Source organism: Streptomyces sp. NPDC058796 (assembly GCF_042745235.1).
Taxonomy (GTDB): domain Bacteria; phylum Actinomycetota; class Actinomycetes; order Streptomycetales; family Streptomycetaceae; genus Streptomyces.
Window position 1 is genome coordinate 312,831 of record NZ_JBHYOP010000003.1, and the last position, 13,698, is coordinate 326,528.

A 13,698-nucleotide genomic window follows, 5' to 3' on the forward strand; every position below is an offset into this window, starting at 1 on the left:
GCTGGGCCAAGGGGCCGGTCGGCTCCCCTCCACCCGCCGGTCAGGAGGTCGGAGAGCTGTGCCCGAGGTGACCTTGAAGCCGCCCGTGCGCCACCGGGCGCACATCCTGTACCGGTCCCTCCTCGCCGCCGTCACCCGCCGCCCGCCGGCCCGCGGTGAGCCGGGAACGACGACGATGCACCACTCCTCCGAACTGCGCGCCACGGTCCTGGCCCTGACGCTCACCGAGATCCCGGTGGCCTTCCTGCTGTCCGGCATCCTGCCGCCGACGGCCCGGCCGTTCCACGCGCTCCTGGAAGCCGCCCTCGTACTCACCGGCTTAGGCGTCCTGGCGGCCCTCGCCCGGCATCCGCACACGGTCACCGCGTCCCGGGTCGTCCTGCACACCGGCTTCATGGGCAGCCTCGACCTGCCGCGTACGGCGGTGCGCTCAGCGGCCCTCACCCTGCGGACGATCCCCGGCCGCGGCCTGCGCCGGGTGCCGGCCGAGCCGGCCGCCGTCGCCTGCTCACTCGGCGGCACGACCAGTGTCCGGCTGCACCTCGACCCGCCGGTGCCGATGGATCTCGGCACCGGTGACGCCGTCACCGTCGACACCGTCTACGTGTCCGCCGACCGGCCGGACGCGTTCGTGCGGGCGCTCAGGGAGCGGGCGGAGTCCCTGTGACCGGCCGGCCCGGCCCCGTCGTCCCGCGTCACCGGCTGACCGCCGGTCTCAGGAAGCCCGGCCCGCGCGCACCGCGTTGAGCAGGGCCGCGCCCCGCTCCGCGTCGTCGACGCTCACCGCGAAGTCCGTGCGGCGCCCCCGGGGCCGTATCACCAGGCACTCACCGGCGCGCAGCATCACCGTGGTGCCCAGACCGCTGACGCGGTAGCCCCAGCCGCCCACCTGGGCGGGAGAGCGGACCTCGGCGCGGGCCGCCTCGATGTCGCCGGGCGCCCAGCGCCGCGCGGGCCAGCCGAGCGGGCCGAAGGACACCTCCAGGCCCCGCTCCGAGACCCGCGCCTGCACCGAGGAGAACAGGGCGCAGGACAGGGACGCGACGGCGCAGCCGGCGAACGCCGCCCACAGACCGCCGGGGTCCGCGAGGCCGCCGACGACGCCGACGAGCACTCCCACGGCCACGAGGCCGGTCACGGCCGCCACCAGCCGGAGCCAGGGGTTGGCGGTCCGGGAGAACCAGGCCACCCGTCGGCCGCCGGGGATGTCCAGGGCCGGGACACCGGAGGCGTGCGCACCCGCGGCGCCGGTGTCCGCCGTGCGCCGGGTGGCGACGAACCAGGCGCCCACTCCCGCGACGACGGCCGCGACGAGGATCGCGACGATCCACGCGGTCGGCTGCCGGGCCTCGTGCCAGTGGGCGCGGTCCAGGTTGGCCCGGACGAGGGCGGCCTGAGAGCCGGCCAGCACGATGCCGGTGGGCAGCAGGGTCGCGGCGGTCCACGGGTGGTGCGGCGTGTTGCGGCCGCGCAGCAGCACGCCGAGCGTCACCCCCGCCATGAGCAGCCAGATCAGCGCCGGGAAGAGGGACGCCGCCCACAGGGGCATCGACCCGTCGGGCACGCCTCCGCCCAGCCCCCAGTGGGTCGCCAGCGGGTCGGGCAGCCGCCCCCGCACCGTGAGCGGCATCCCGGCCAGCACGGCCGTGACACCGACCGTCCAGACCACCGCCGTCGTCCGCACCGCCACCGTCGTGTCCCTCACGGCATCCCCCTGATCATGTCGATGAGATCGGTCCTGCTGTAGCCCAGCCGGGCCGCCTCGGCGACCAGCTCCCGCACGCGGATCTGCAGGCCCGAGTGCGGCCGGGCCCCCTCGGCGACGGTCACCCCCCGGCCCCGGCGGAACTCCAGCAGGCCCTCGTCCCGCAGTCCGCGCAGGGCGCGCAGCACGGTGTTGACGTTGACGTCCAGCGCGGCCGAGAGGTCGCGCGCGGAGGGCAGGCGGTCCCCGGGAGCGCACTCGCCCTCGGCGATGGCGCGCCGGACGGCGCCCGCGACCTGTTCGTGCAGCGGGCGGGTGTCGGTTGTGTCCAGACTCAGCAGCATGGTGCTAATGACACTATCACCATCAGCTCCAAACGGACAGGCGCGCCGGAACGGGAAAGGGGCCCGTCGCGGTCGCGGCGGGCCCCTCGTGCGGTCGGACCGGCTCAGCTCAGCCTGGCGAAGCCGTAGTCCATCAGCTTCGTGGCGTCCTTGGCGCGCTGTGCCGACGACGAGGAGGTCAGCACCGTGCCGATGACGGTCTTCCCCTTCCGGGTCGCGGCGAAGACCAGGCAGTACTTGGCCTCGGGCCCCGAGCCGGTCTTCACGCCGATCGCGCCGCTGTAACTGCCCAGCAGCGTGTTGGTGTTGACCCAGGGCGCCATCGTGCGGGTGCCGCCCTTCCTGGTGACCGTCCTGGCGGTGTACTTCTTCGTCTTCACGATCGTGCGGAAGGTGGAGTTCTTCAGTGCGCTGCTCGCCAGTTTCGTCAGGTCGCGCGGCGTGGAGTAGTTGCCGCCGTTGCCGATGCCGTCGAACGAGTCGAAGCGGGTGTTCTTCAGGCCCAGCTTCTTCGCCTCCGCGTTCATCTTGTTGATGAACGACTTCACGCGGGCCGCGCGCGTCTTCCCCGAGCCGAACCGGTCGGCGAGGGCGTACGCCGCGTCGCAGCCCGACGGCAGCATCAGCCCGTACAGCAGCTGCCGGACCGTCACCTTGTCGCCGACGATGAGGCGGGCGGAGGACGCGTTCTTCGAGACGATGTAGTCGCTGTACGCCATCTGGATCGTGACCTTGGCGTCCAGGTTCAGCCTGGGCTGCGCGAGCACCACCTTGGCGGTCATGATCTTGGTCGTGGAGCCGGTGGCGCGCTTGGTGTCCGCGGCCTTGGTGTAGAGCGCCCTGCCGCTCGCGTCGTTCATCACGAAGCCGCCCTTGGCGACGATCGACGGTGTGGCGGCGGCGGGCGCGAGCGGCGCCCGCGCGGACGTCTCCCGGACGGGTGCGGCCTGCGCGGGCGTGGTGGCGAGGGCGCCGGTCGCGAGCAGGGCGCCGCTGGTCAGGGCGACGGCCGTGGCTCTGCGCAGGCGAGCGCCCGGAATGACGTTTATCAAGTCGAGTACCCCGATTGTCATGAATGCTTGAACGCAATTCCCCTGGAGCGCCGCCGAGTTGTGGGCGGTACGGGTCCGGCCGCGCCCGTGTGACATGTGAATAGCACGGACGGCCGTGCCGCGGCAGGGCGTGGCCGCCGGGTCCCTCCTGCGGGTGGCCGGGCGTCCGCATGGTGGACGGGGTCCTTCTTGTGTCCCTGTTGTATCTATCCTGTCGGCATGACCACGGCAGTGAAGCAGCCCCCAGCGGCGGACCGCGTCTACACCCACGTCAAGCAGGGCGTCCTGGAGCGCCGCTACGAGGGCGGAACCCTGCTCACCGAGGGCGAGCTCGCCGAAGCGGTGGGCGTGTCCCGCACGCCGGTGCGCGAGGCGCTGCTGCGGCTGGAGGTCGAGGGGCTGATCCGGCTCTACCCGAAGAAGGGCGCGCTGGTGCTGCCCGTCTCCGCCCAGGAGATCGCCGACGTGGTGGAGACCCGGCTGCTGGTCGAGGAGCACGCGGCGCGCAAGGCCGTACCCGCCCCGCCCGGCCTGGTGGAGCGCCTGGAGGAACTGCTCGCCCGGCAGAAGGAGCAGGCCGCCGCCGGTGACTTCGCCGCCGCCTCCGTCACCGACCGCTGCTTCCACGCCGAGATCGTCCGCAGCGGCGGCAACGAGATCCTCTCCCGCCTCTACGACCAGCTCCGCGACCGCCAGCTGCGCATGGGCGTCGCCGTCATGCACTCCCATCCCGACCGGATCGCCAAGACCCTCGCCGAGCACGAGGAGATCCTCGACGCGCTGCGCTCCGGGGACGCGGACGCGGCGGTCGGCGTGGTCCACCGGCACGTGGGCTGGTTCTCGCACCTGGCCCGGGGGGAGGTCCGATGAGTTCGGCCACGTCGGCCGGCAAGGCCCTGCCCGGGGATCCTCCGGGCGGCCGGCGCGCGATCGCCGTCTGGGGCATCGGCGTCGCCGTCTACTTCGTCGCCGTCATCTTCCGCACGTCCCTGGGCGTGGCCGGCCTCGACGCCGCAGACCGCTTCCACGTCAACGCCTCGGCGCTGTCCACCTTCTCCATCCTCCAGCTGCTGGTCTACGCCGGCATGCAGATACCCGTCGGCCTGCTCGTCGACCGGCTGGGCACCAAGAAGGTGCTCGGCCTCGGCGTGGTGCTGTTCACGGTCGGGCAGCTGGGCTTCGCCTTCTCCCCGTCGTACGGGATGGCGCTCGCCTCGCGGGCGCTGCTGGGCTGCGGGGACGCGATGACCTTCATCAGCGTGCTGCGGCTGGGCAGCCGCTGGTTCCCGGCCCGGCGCGGGCCGATGGTCGCCCAGCTCGCCGGACTGGTCGGCATGGCGGGCAACCTGGTCTCCACCCTCGTCCTGGCCCGGCTGCTGCACGGCATCGGATGGACGGCCGCGTTCGCGGGCAGCGCGCTTGCCGGTGTCGTGGTACTGGTCCTGCTCCTGCTCTTCCTCAAGGACCACCCCGACGGGCACGAGCCGGAGCCTATGCCGCACCAGGGCGCCGCGTACGTACGACGCCAGATCGCCACGTCCTGGCGCGAACCCGGGACGCGGCTCGGGCTGTGGGTGCACTTCACCACCCAGTTCCCGGCGATGGTGTTCCTGCTGCTGTGGGGCATGCCCTTCCTGGTGGAGGCGCAGGGGCTGACGAGGGAAACGGCGAGCGGACTGCTCACCCTCGTCGTCCTGTCCAACATGGCGGTCGGCCTGGTCTACGGCCAGGTCATCGCCCGGCACCACGCGGCGCGGCTGCCGCTGGCGCTCGGCACGGTGGGCGCGACGGCGGCCCTGTGGGCGGCGACGCTCGCCTACCCGGCCGACCGGGCGCCGATGTGGCTGCTGGTCGTGCTGTGCACGGTGCTGGGGGCGTGCGGGCCGGCGTCGATGATCGGCTTCGACTTCGCCCGGCCGGCGAACCCGCCGGAGCGGCAGGGGACGGCGTCCGGGATCACGAACATGGGCGGCTTCGTGGCGTCGATGACGACGCTGTTCGCGGTGGGCGTGCTGCTGGACGCGACCGGGGACGACTACGCCGTCGCGTTCTCGTCGGTGTTCGTGCTGCAGGCGGTGGGCCTGTCGCAGATCCTGCGGTTGCGGAAGCGGGCGGCGCGCAGGGAGCGGGAGCGGCTGGTCGCGAGCCGGGTGGAGACGGTGCACGTTCCCGTGTAGGTGCCCGGGGTGGGTGCGGGCCGGGGGTGGGAGCTGGCTGCCGCCCCCGGGCCCCCGCTTCGGCCTGGACGGCCTCGTCCTCAAGCTCCCCCGGAGGGGGCGCCCCCGAGCGGGCCGGAATCACTCACCAGCGTCACGGCGTGACCGTGAAGTTCCGCAGGATCGCCGCCGTCAGATCGGGGTCGCCCTCCGTCTTGACGCGGTCCGCCGCCGCTTCCGGCGTCACGCGGCCGCAGGCCAGGCGGACGTACGTCTCCCAGTCGAGGGTGAGGCTCGCGGCGGGGCCGAGGGCGGGGGACGATTCCAGGGTGCCGCGGCCCTGGATGTCGACGCGGATGGTGCGCAGGAACTCGACCGGCCCGTGGACGTCGAAGACGACGGCGGAGCTGCGCGGCGCGTCCGCGCGCTCGGCGACGACGGCCGGCAGTTCGGCGAGCAGCACGTCACGGGTGACGTGCGCGCCCGGGGAGTCCAGGTTGCCGGGGCGGCCGAGGGCCGTACGCAGGTCCTGCTCGTGCACCCACACGTCGAAGGCGTGCCGGCGCATGGCCTCCTCGAGGGTCAGCTCGGTGCCGAGGGGGCCCCGCACCTTCGTGCCGGGGTCCCGCGACTCGTTCCGCAGCTGGCGGTTGCGCCGGATGATCATGTACTCGAGCTCGGACGTCATCTCCGGCGCCGTGTGGTGACGGCGGACGTCGACCTGCATCTCCATGTAGCGCTGGTGGTCGTTGGTGACGTGGAAGAGGTCGCGCGGGAGGGTGTGGATGGGGCGCGGGTCGCCCAGCATCTCGGAGTCCAGGCCCATCACGTGGGAGACGACATCGCGCACCGACCAGGCCGGGCAGGGCGTGCGACGGTTCCACTCTGCTTCCACAAGCGGCTGGACCAGCTCGGATATCGCCTCGATGGAGTGAGTCCAGGCGTCGGCGTAGGGCTGGAGGGTGGGATGCAGACTCACGGAACGGGACCCCTCGGCGGTCGGTACACGGGCAGGTGGTGGCGTCGGTGCCAGTGGGAGGTGGCTGCGGTCGGCGGGCGTCTTGAGACGCTAAGTTACGCTGCTGTGCGGCACCCCGGCAGTGCTTTCGTGTGACGATCGTAGGCCCGTGTGGACGGCTCGAATGCCAGGACGGTGGTAGTGTGCGCGCCTCTTTGATCCAAATCGCCGTGAACGAGGGCGAATCGGTGGAAGCGCGTCGACGGCGCGCGGCGTCTCTGGTACGGGATCGGGCGGGCGCCGCCGACCTGGTCGTGCTGCCGGAGCTGTGGACCACGGGGGCCTTCGCCTTCGAGGAGTTCGGCACGGCGGCCGAGCCGCTCCAGGGCCCGACGTACGAGGCGATGGCGAAGGCGGCGAGCGACGCGGGCGTGTGGCTGCACGCGGGCTCCGTGCCGGAACGGGACCCGGACGGGACGCTCTACAACACCTCCCTCGTCTTCTCCCCCGCCGGCGACCTGGCCGCCGCCTACCGCAAGATCCACCGCTTCGGCTTCGACAAGGGCGAGGCCGTGCTGATGGGGGCGGGGCGCGAGCTGGTGACGGTCCGTCTGCCGGAGACGACCCTCGGCGTGGCCACCTGCTACGACCTCCGTTTCCCCGAACTCTTCCGCGGCCTGGTCGACGCCGGTGCCGAGACCCTCGTCGTCCCGGCGGGCTGGCCGGAGCGCCGCCGGTCCCACTGGACGCTGCTGGCGCAGGCGCGCGCGGTGGAGAACCAGGCCTTCGTCCTCGCCTGCGGAACGGCCGGGGCGCACGCCGGGGTCCCGCAGGCCGGTCACTCGGTCGTGGTCGATCCCTGGGGCGAGGTGCTGGCGCGGGCCGGCGCGGAGGAGGAGGTCCTCACGGTGGAGTTCGACCCGGCGAAGGTGGCGCGGACCCGGGAGCAGTTCCCGGCGCTGAAGGACCGGGTGCTGGGGCTGGAGGCTCCGAGCCGTTAGCGGGCACCGAGCACGCTGGGGATAACGCACTGTGGCCGTGCGGTCACCCGTTCCGCCTAGAATGCCGCGCATGGCACCGACCTGTACCCCTGCCGTGCGCCGTGTCCGGGTGGACCCCGACGGCTTCCCCTTCGCGACGGCGTTCGAGCTCCCGGCCGCCGGACTGCCCCGGCTGACGCCGGAGGAGTGGGTGCGCGCCAGCTTCGAGGACGTCCCGGTGGCGCTGCGCGAGCTGTTCCGGACGGGCTGGGCGGGCGTGCTGGGTCTGCGGCTGGGACCGCGCTCCTCGGCGCGGCACGTGGTGGGGTGGCGCAGGGTGGAGGCCGGGCCGGACCGGATCGCCCTGGAGGCCCGCGCGCCCTCCCTGACCGTCCGCAACGTCGTCACCCTCGACGACACGCGGCTGCTCTGGGCGACGTACGCGCGCTACGAGCGCCGGGCCGGCCGGGCGCTGTGGTCCCTGGCCGCGCCTGTGCACCACCTGGCCGTGCCCCTGCTTCTCACCCGCGCCGTGCGCCGCCTGGGGTGAGCCCCCACCGGGCCGTCGCTCCGGGGGGCGCTCCACACTCCGGACCGTCAGTCCTCCTCCCGCTCCTTCTCCGCGAGGTGGATCACGCACACCGTCAGCGCGATCAGCAGCGCCGGGTCGGCGTCGTCCCGTACGACGTCCACACCGTAGGTGTCCCGGAGGGTGAGCCACCGCCGGGAGACGACGGCCAGCAGCTCACCGTCGTACTCGACGGCGAACTCCCGGTCGAGGATCTTGCCGCTGACGTCCAGCTCGTTGCCGTCGGCCAGGGAGACCCGGTAGTGGTTGCGCAGGAGCGACAGCCGTTTGCGCTTGATGCGCGCCAGCGGCTCGCCGTCCCGCTCGATCACCATCGTGTCCCGCAGGGCGAGCATCTTCTGGTGGATGTCGACGAGGACCCGCCCCTGGGCGTCCTTCAGCTCCCAGGTGTCCCGCAGCCGCATGGCCTTGCCGTCGACCAGGAACACCTTGTTGCCGCTGTCGTCCTCGATCCAGTAGTCGTCACCGAAGCCGAGGAGCCGGTCGTACACGAGGAATCTCATGGCGTGATCGCTTCCCCGCCGGGCGTCCGCGGACGCGGCCGATAGGCCGATAGGCCGACAGGACGACCCGGCGGCCCGGACACGCCCCCGGAAGGGCTCAGGCGCCGTAACCGTCGCTGTACCCGTCCCGCGTGTGGTGGTGGGGCCGGTCCTCGACGACCGGGGTCGTCGGCGGCATCACGACGCGGCGGCGTCGGGCGATGCTGCTGAACGTCGCTACCCCGATCAGGCCGACGGCCATGAGGATGACACCGACCAGGTCGAGGTTGACACCCTGCATGTCCCAGTCGGTCGCGAACGTGAGGATGGCTCCCACGGCGATGAGGATGATGCACCCGCCGAGGCCCATGAGTGTTGCCTCCCTGTCAGATCCGGTCGGTTCCGGGTTTCCGGTCGATCCGGTTCCGTTCGGGTACCCCGGGTCTCAACCACCATGCCGTGGGCCGTCGTTCCCCGTCGGACCTACGGCCTCAGGAACGCCACCAGCGCGTTGGCCAGCAGGTACGGGTCCTCGGCGCCGCACAACTCCCGTGCGCTGTGCATCGAGAGGATCGCCGCGCCGATGTCGACGGTGCTGATGCCGTGCCGGGCCGCGGTGATCGGGCCGATGGTGGTGCCGCAGGGCATGGCGTTGTTGGAGACGAAGGTCTGGAAGGGCACGTCCGCCTTCTCGCAGGCGGCGGCGAACACCGCGCGTCCCGAACCGTCGGTGGCGTAGCGGTTGTTGACGTTGACCTTGAGGATGGGGCCGCCGTTGACGCGCGGGTGGTGCGTCGGGTCGTGCCGTTCCGCGTAGTTGGGGTGGACGGCGTGGCCCGTGTCGGAGGACAGGCAGACCGTCCCGGCGAAGGCGCGGGCGCGGTCCTCGTACGTGCCGCCGCGCGCGAACACCGAGCGCTCCAGGACGCTGCCGAGCAGCGGGCCGTCGGCGCCCGTGTCCGACTGGGAGCCGGTCTCCTCGTGGTCGAAGGCGGCCAGCACGGGGATGTACGACAGATCCGCGCCGGAGGACGCGACCGCGGCCAGGGCGGCCGTACCGGCGTGCACGGACAGGAGGTTGTCCATGCGCGGGCCGGCCACCAGCTCCTTGTCACGGCCCAGGTACGCCGGGGGCTCCACGGAGTGGGTCATCAGGTCCCAGCCGGTGACCTCGCCGCGGGCGAGACCGGTCTCCTCCTCCAGGAAGGCGATCAGGTCGCCGTCGCCGACCGGGTCGCCGAGGCCCCAGACCGGCTGGAGGTGGCGCTGCTTGTCGAGCTTGAGTCCCTCCGCGGAGACGTTGCGGTCCATGTGGATGGCGAGTTGGGGGACGCGGAGCAGCGGGCGGTCGACGTTCACCAGGCGGGTCGAGCCGTCGCGCAGGGTGAGGCGGCCGGCCAGGCCCAGGTCGCGGTCGAGCCAGGAGTTCATCAGCGGTCCGCCGTAGATCTCCACGGCGACCTGGCGCCAGCCGTGCGCACCGGTGTCGGGGCGGGGCTTCACACGCAGGTTGGGGGAGTCGGTGTGGGCGCCGACGATGCGGAAGGGGGTGTGCGGCTCGGCGCCCTCGGGGACGTACCAGGCCACGATCGCGCCGCCGCGCAGCACGTACTTGCCGCCCGCGGTGCCCTCCCAGGCGTCCGTCTCCGCGACCTGCCGGAAGCCGGCCTTCTCCAGCCGCTCGGCGGCGTTCGCCACGGCGTGGTACGGCGTGGGGCTCGCCGCCAGGAAGGACATCAGGTCGTCGGTGTGGCCGCGGTCGAAGCGGGCTGCTGCGCTCATGGGTTCACCTTAACGACGTGTGAGGGCCCGCTTCCCGTGGAGCGGGAGCGGGCCCTCGTACCGGTGTGTGGAGTCCGTGGAGGGCGGGGCCTAGAACGCGGCCTCGTCCAGCTCCATCAGGTCCAGCTCGACGCCCTGGGCGACCTTGCGGGCCAGGGTGAGGCCGGGCAGCACGTTGGCCGCGAAGAACTTCGCCGCGGCGATCTTGCCGGTGTAGAAGGCCTTGTCCTTGGCGGACGCGGTCGGCAGCTTCTCGGCGGCGACGGCGGCGCCCTTGAGGAGCAGGTAGCCGACGATCACGTCACCGGAGGCCAGGAGGAGGCGCGTGGTGTTCAGCCCGACCTTGTAGATGTTCTTGACGTCCTGCTCGGTGGCCGCGAGGTCGGTCAGCATCAGGCCGACGATGGCCTCCAGCTCGACGGCGGCCTTGGCCAGGTGCTCACGGGCGCCGGACAGCTCCTCGCCGCCGGTGCCGAGGGCGAGGAACTTCTTGATGTCCTCGGCGAGCGAGTTCAGCGCGGCGCCCTGGTTGCGGACGATCTTCCGGAAGAAGTAGTCCTGGCCCTGGATCGCGGTCGTGCCCTCGTAGAGGGTGTCGATCTTGGCGTCGCGGATGTACTGCTCGATCGGGTACTCCTGGAGGAACCCGGAGCCGCCGAAGGTCTGCAGCGACTGGGCGAGCTGCTCGTAGGCCTTCTCCGAACCGTAGCCCTTGACGATCGGCAGGAGCAGGTCGTTGAGGGCGTGCTCGGTGGCGGCGTCCTCGCCGTTGGCCTCCTTGATCTGGATCTCGTCCTGGACCGAGGCGGTGTACATCACCAGCGCACGCATGCCCTCGGCGTACGCCTTCTGCGTCATGAGCGAGCGGCGGACGTCCGGGTGGTGCGTGATGGTGACCTTGGGGGCCGACTTGTCCATGAAGTTGGCCAGGTCGGGGCCCTGGACGCGCTCCTTGGCGTACTCCAGGGCGTTGAGGTAGCCCGTGGAGAGGGTGGAGATCGCCTTCGTGCCGACCATCATCCGGGCGAACTCGATGATGCGGAACATCTGGCGGATGCCGTCGTGCTTGTCGCCGATCAGCCAGCCCTTGGCGGGGTGGCGGTCGCCGAACGTCATCTCGCAGGTGTTGGAGGCCTTCAGGCCCATCTTGTGCTCGACGTTGGTGGCGTAGACGCCGTTGCGCTCGCCCAGCTCGCCGGTCTCGAAGTCGAACTCGTACTTCGGGACGAGGAAGAGCGACAGGCCCTTGGTGCCGGGACCGGCGCCCTCGGGGCGGGCGAGGACGTAGTGGAGGATGTTCTCCGACATGTCGTGCTCGCCGGACGTGATGAAGCGCTTCACGCCCTCGATGTGCCAGGAGCCGTCCTCCTGCTGGACCGCCTTGGTGCGGCCGGCGCCCACGTCCGAGCCGGCGTCCGGCTCGGTGAGGACCATGGTGGAGCCCCACTGCTTCTCGACGGCGATCGAGGCGATGTGCTTCTGGACCTCGTTGCCCTCCTCGAAGAGGATGCCGGCGAACGCCGGGCCGGAGGAGTACATCCACACGGCCGGGTTGGCGCCGAGGATCAGCTCCGCGTAGGCCCAGATGAGGGAGCGGGGCGAGGTGGTGCCGCCGATCTCCTCGGGCAGGCCCAGGCGCCAGTACTCGGAGTCCATGAAGGCCTGGTAGCTCTTCTTGAAGGACGCCGGGACCGGCGCGGTGTTCGTCTCGGGGTCGAAGACCGGCGGGTTGCGGTCGGCGTCGGCGAAGGACTCGGCCAGCTCGTTCTCCGAGAGGCGGGTCAGCTCCTCCAGGACGCTCTTGGCGGTGTCCGTGTCCATCTCCGCGAACGGGCCGCTGCCGTAGACCTTGTCGCGGCCGAGCACCTCGAAGAGGTTGAACTCGATGTCCCGGAGATTCGGCTTGTAGTGCCCCATGGCGACGGCTCCGTTGAGAGATCGGCGAGGCACTGAATCCTCGCATCTGTACACATACCGACTGCGCGTACCAAGCAGTGGCTACGATGATGCTACCCGTCGGTAATAAGAAGCAACCCCGAGCCGGTCATCTGTGACGCGGCACTCGCTACTCTTTGCGGCATGTACGGCTACGACCAGACCGCCGGCCAACAGCAGCAGTACGCCCCGCCGCAGCAGCCGATGTCCGGTGGCTACGGGCAGCAGCCGCCGCTGTACCCCGAGCCGTCCCCGCCCTCGCTCGCGGACGCGGTGCGCGCCTTCACCACCGGTCAGATGTCCGCCGAGGACTTCCAGCAGATCTTCGCCACCTCGAAGGTCTACTGCCCGCGCGGCGACAACCCCGGCTTCCTCGCGCTGCACAACACCCAGCAGCCGGTGATCCCGATGTTCACCGGCCTCAAGGAGCTGCGCCGGTACGCGGGCAAGGAGTCCAAGTACTTCGTGATCACGGGTGCCGAGGTGATCGACCTCCTGCCGACCGGCTACGGCTTCGTGCTGGACATGGAGGGCGAGCACCGGATGGTGTTCGACGCGAAGGCTGTGGAGCAGATGGTGGACTTCGCGATGCGCCGGATGTACGGCTAGGCGTCGTCAATGACGCTGTGCGAGCCCGGAGGGAATGCCCTCCGGGCTTTCTCGGTTCTGGGTGGCAAGAAGTTCAATGCTCAACTAAAGTGGGGCGCACGCCGCCCGAGGAGGTCGACATGCCTGCCGTGACCGTCGAGAACCCGTTGACGCTGCCCCGCGTAACCGCGTCCGCCGACGCCGTCGCGCGTCCCGTGCTCACCGTCACGACCGCGCCCAGCGGTTTCGAGGGCGAGGGCTTCCCGGTTCGCCGCGCGTTCGCCGGAATCAACTACCGCCACCTCGACCCGTTCATCATGATGGACCAGATGGGTGAGGTGGAGTACGCGCCCGGGGAGCCGAAGGGCACCCCCTGGCACCCGCACCGCGGCTTCGAGACCGTCACCTACATCATCGACGGCATCTTCGACCACCAGGACTCCAACGGCGGTGGCGGCACCATCACCAACGGCGACACCCAGTGGATGACGGCGGGCTCCGGCCTGCTGCACATCGAGGCGCCGCCGGAGCAGCTGGTCATGTCCGGCGGGCTCTTCCACGGGCTCCAGCTGTGGGTGAACCTGCCGGCCAAGGACAAGATGATGGCCCCCCGCTACCAGGACATCCGCAGCGGCAGCGTCCAGCTGCTCACCTCCCCCGACGGCGGCGCGCTGCTGCGGGTCATCGCCGGTGAGCTGGACGGCCACGAGGGCCCCGGCATCACGCACACCCCGATCACGATGGTCCACGCGACGCTCGCGCCGGGCGCCGAGGTCACCCTGCCGTGGCGGGAGGACTTCAACGGCCTCGCGTACGTGATGGCCGGGCGCGGGTCGGTGGGCGCCGAGCGGCGTCCGATCCACCTGGGGCAGACGGCGGTCTTCGGCTCCGGAGGCTCGCTGACCGTCCGCGCGGACGACAAGCAGGACTCGCACACGCCGGACCTGGAGGTCGTGCTGCTGGGCGGGCGTCCGATCCGGGAGCCCATGGCCCACTACGGCCCGTTCGTCATGAACACCAAGGACGAGCTGATGCAGGCCTTCGAGGACTTCCAGAAGGGCCGCCTCGGCACCGTCCCGGCCGTGCACGGCATGTCGGAGGCGGGCCCGGAGGCCTGACGCCGACCG

15 protein-coding genes are annotated in these 13,698 nt (G+C 71.5%); 7 read left to right on the forward strand and 8 right to left on the reverse strand.

Annotation, left to right across the window (positions count from 1 at the left end):
* Window positions 1-58: 58 nt before the first annotated feature.
* Entirely contained in the window at window positions 59-667 is a 609-nt protein-coding gene (locus ACFW47_RS10120; RefSeq protein ID WP_386305451.1) for a hypothetical protein, read from the forward strand.
* 48 nt (window positions 668-715) lie between these two features.
* On the opposite strand, the gene ACFW47_RS10125 is transcribed toward ACFW47_RS10120, so the two are convergent.
* The 3 genes from ACFW47_RS10125 to ACFW47_RS10135 all read right to left on the reverse strand — a co-directional run bounded on the left by ACFW47_RS10125 (window position 716) and on the right by ACFW47_RS10135 (window position 3,122).
* The gene (locus ACFW47_RS10125; protein ID WP_386305452.1) at window positions 716-1,705 is read right to left on the reverse strand and encodes a DUF1648 domain-containing protein; all 990 of its coding nucleotides are present in this window, start codon (window positions 1,703-1,705) and stop codon (window positions 716-718) included.
* Window positions 1,702-2,049, reverse strand: a complete 348-nt coding sequence (locus ACFW47_RS10130; protein WP_100048851.1) for a GntR family transcriptional regulator — start codon at window positions 2,047-2,049, stop codon at window positions 1,702-1,704. Before ACFW47_RS10130 ends, ACFW47_RS10125 begins: the two co-directional genes overlap by 4 nt.
* A 104-nt stretch (window positions 2,050-2,153) precedes the next feature.
* Window positions 2,154-3,122 (reverse strand): D-alanyl-D-alanine carboxypeptidase family protein, encoded by a 969-nt coding sequence (locus tag ACFW47_RS10135; protein ID WP_386280010.1) that lies wholly within the window; start codon window positions 3,120-3,122, stop codon window positions 2,154-2,156.
* A 198-nt stretch (window positions 3,123-3,320) separates the two neighbouring features.
* On the opposite strand from ACFW47_RS10135, the gene ACFW47_RS10140 reads away from it, so the two are divergent.
* Window positions 3,321-3,971, forward strand: a complete 651-nt coding sequence (locus tag ACFW47_RS10140; protein ID WP_100048850.1) for a GntR family transcriptional regulator — start codon at window positions 3,321-3,323, stop codon at window positions 3,969-3,971.
* Window positions 3,968-5,278, forward strand: coding sequence for a nitrate/nitrite transporter (locus ACFW47_RS10145; protein ID WP_386280007.1), 1,311 nt, complete (start codon window positions 3,968-3,970; stop codon window positions 5,276-5,278). Before ACFW47_RS10140 ends, ACFW47_RS10145 begins: the two co-directional genes overlap by 4 nt.
* 133 nt (window positions 5,279-5,411) lie before the next feature.
* Here ACFW47_RS10145 and ACFW47_RS10150 read toward each other — a convergent pair whose 3' ends face one another.
* Window positions 5,412-6,236 (reverse strand): maleylpyruvate isomerase family mycothiol-dependent enzyme, encoded by an 825-nt coding sequence (locus ACFW47_RS10150; protein ID WP_386305454.1) that lies wholly within the window; start codon window positions 6,234-6,236, stop codon window positions 5,412-5,414.
* A 182-nt stretch (window positions 6,237-6,418) separates the two neighbouring features.
* On the opposite strand from ACFW47_RS10150, the gene ACFW47_RS10155 reads away from it, so the two are divergent.
* Together ACFW47_RS10155 and ACFW47_RS10160 are read left to right on the forward strand one after the other, a co-directional pair.
* Window positions 6,419-7,216 (forward strand): carbon-nitrogen family hydrolase, encoded by a 798-nt coding sequence (locus tag ACFW47_RS10155; RefSeq protein ID WP_386305455.1) that lies wholly within the window; start codon window positions 6,419-6,421, stop codon window positions 7,214-7,216.
* Window positions 7,217-7,286: 70 nt separating this feature from the next.
* On the forward strand, window positions 7,287-7,745 hold the full coding sequence (locus ACFW47_RS10160) for a hypothetical protein (protein WP_386280001.1): 459 nt from the start codon (window positions 7,287-7,289) through the stop codon (window positions 7,743-7,745).
* Between the two features lie 47 nt (window positions 7,746-7,792).
* Here ACFW47_RS10160 and ACFW47_RS10165 read toward each other — a convergent pair whose 3' ends face one another.
* The 4 genes from ACFW47_RS10165 to ACFW47_RS10180 form a co-directional block, all read right to left on the reverse strand.
* Window positions 7,793-8,287: an LURP-one-related/scramblase family protein gene (locus ACFW47_RS10165; RefSeq protein WP_386279999.1), complete on the reverse strand. Its 495-nt coding sequence runs from the start codon at window positions 8,285-8,287 to the stop codon at window positions 7,793-7,795.
* 97 nt (window positions 8,288-8,384) lie between these two features.
* On the reverse strand, window positions 8,385-8,636 hold the full coding sequence (locus tag ACFW47_RS10170; RefSeq protein WP_272586588.1) for a DUF6458 family protein: 252 nt from the start codon (window positions 8,634-8,636) through the stop codon (window positions 8,385-8,387).
* A 113-nt stretch (window positions 8,637-8,749) separates the two neighbouring features.
* Window positions 8,750-10,048, reverse strand: coding sequence for a M18 family aminopeptidase (locus tag ACFW47_RS10175; protein ID WP_386279996.1), 1,299 nt, complete (start codon window positions 10,046-10,048; stop codon window positions 8,750-8,752).
* A 90-nt stretch (window positions 10,049-10,138) separates the two neighbouring features.
* A complete protein-coding gene (locus ACFW47_RS10180; RefSeq protein ID WP_386279994.1) occupies window positions 10,139-11,965 on the reverse strand; it encodes an acyl-CoA dehydrogenase in 1,827 nt (608 codons plus the stop codon).
* A 162-nt stretch (window positions 11,966-12,127) separates the two neighbouring features.
* Here ACFW47_RS10180 and ACFW47_RS10185 point away from each other — a divergent pair, with 162 nt between their 5' ends.
* Both ACFW47_RS10185 and ACFW47_RS10190 read left to right on the forward strand, forming a co-directional pair.
* Window positions 12,128-12,592, forward strand: a complete 465-nt coding sequence (locus ACFW47_RS10185) for an SseB family protein (RefSeq protein ID WP_386279992.1) — start codon at window positions 12,128-12,130, stop codon at window positions 12,590-12,592.
* 119 nt (window positions 12,593-12,711) lie between these two features.
* Window positions 12,712-13,689 (forward strand): pirin family protein, encoded by a 978-nt coding sequence (locus ACFW47_RS10190; protein WP_386279989.1) that lies wholly within the window; start codon window positions 12,712-12,714, stop codon window positions 13,687-13,689.
* The last annotated feature ends 9 nt before the right edge of the window (window positions 13,690-13,698 follow it).

Bases quoted from the DNA above. Each gene is read 5' to 3' on its own strand.
- ACFW47_RS10130 (WP_100048851.1), bottom strand. From the start codon at position 2,049: ATGCTGCTGAGTCTGGACACAACCGACACCCGCCCGCTGCACGAACAG.
- ACFW47_RS10135 (WP_386280010.1), bottom strand. From the start codon at position 3,122: ATGACAATCGGGGTACTCGACTTGATAAACGTCATTCCGGGCGCTCGC.
- ACFW47_RS10140 (WP_100048850.1), top strand. From the start codon at position 3,321: ATGACCACGGCAGTGAAGCAGCCCCCAGCGGCGGACCGCGTCTACACC.
- ACFW47_RS10145 (WP_386280007.1), top strand. From the start codon at position 3,968: ATGAGTTCGGCCACGTCGGCCGGCAAGGCCCTGCCCGGGGATCCTCCG.
- ACFW47_RS10160 (WP_386280001.1), top strand. From the start codon at position 7,287: ATGGCACCGACCTGTACCCCTGCCGTGCGCCGTGTCCGGGTGGACCCC.
- ACFW47_RS10165 (WP_386279999.1), bottom strand. From the start codon at position 8,287: ATGAGATTCCTCGTGTACGACCGGCTCCTCGGCTTCGGTGACGACTAC.
- ACFW47_RS10170 (WP_272586588.1), bottom strand. From the start codon at position 8,636: ATGGGCCTCGGCGGGTGCATCATCCTCATCGCCGTGGGAGCCATCCTC.
- ACFW47_RS10175 (WP_386279996.1), bottom strand. From the start codon at position 10,048: ATGAGCGCAGCAGCCCGCTTCGACCGCGGCCACACCGACGACCTGATG.
- ACFW47_RS10180 (WP_386279994.1), bottom strand. From the start codon at position 11,965: ATGGGGCACTACAAGCCGAATCTCCGGGACATCGAGTTCAACCTCTTC.
- ACFW47_RS10185 (WP_386279992.1), top strand. From the start codon at position 12,128: ATGTACGGCTACGACCAGACCGCCGGCCAACAGCAGCAGTACGCCCCG.
- ACFW47_RS10190 (WP_386279989.1), top strand. From the start codon at position 12,712: ATGCCTGCCGTGACCGTCGAGAACCCGTTGACGCTGCCCCGCGTAACC.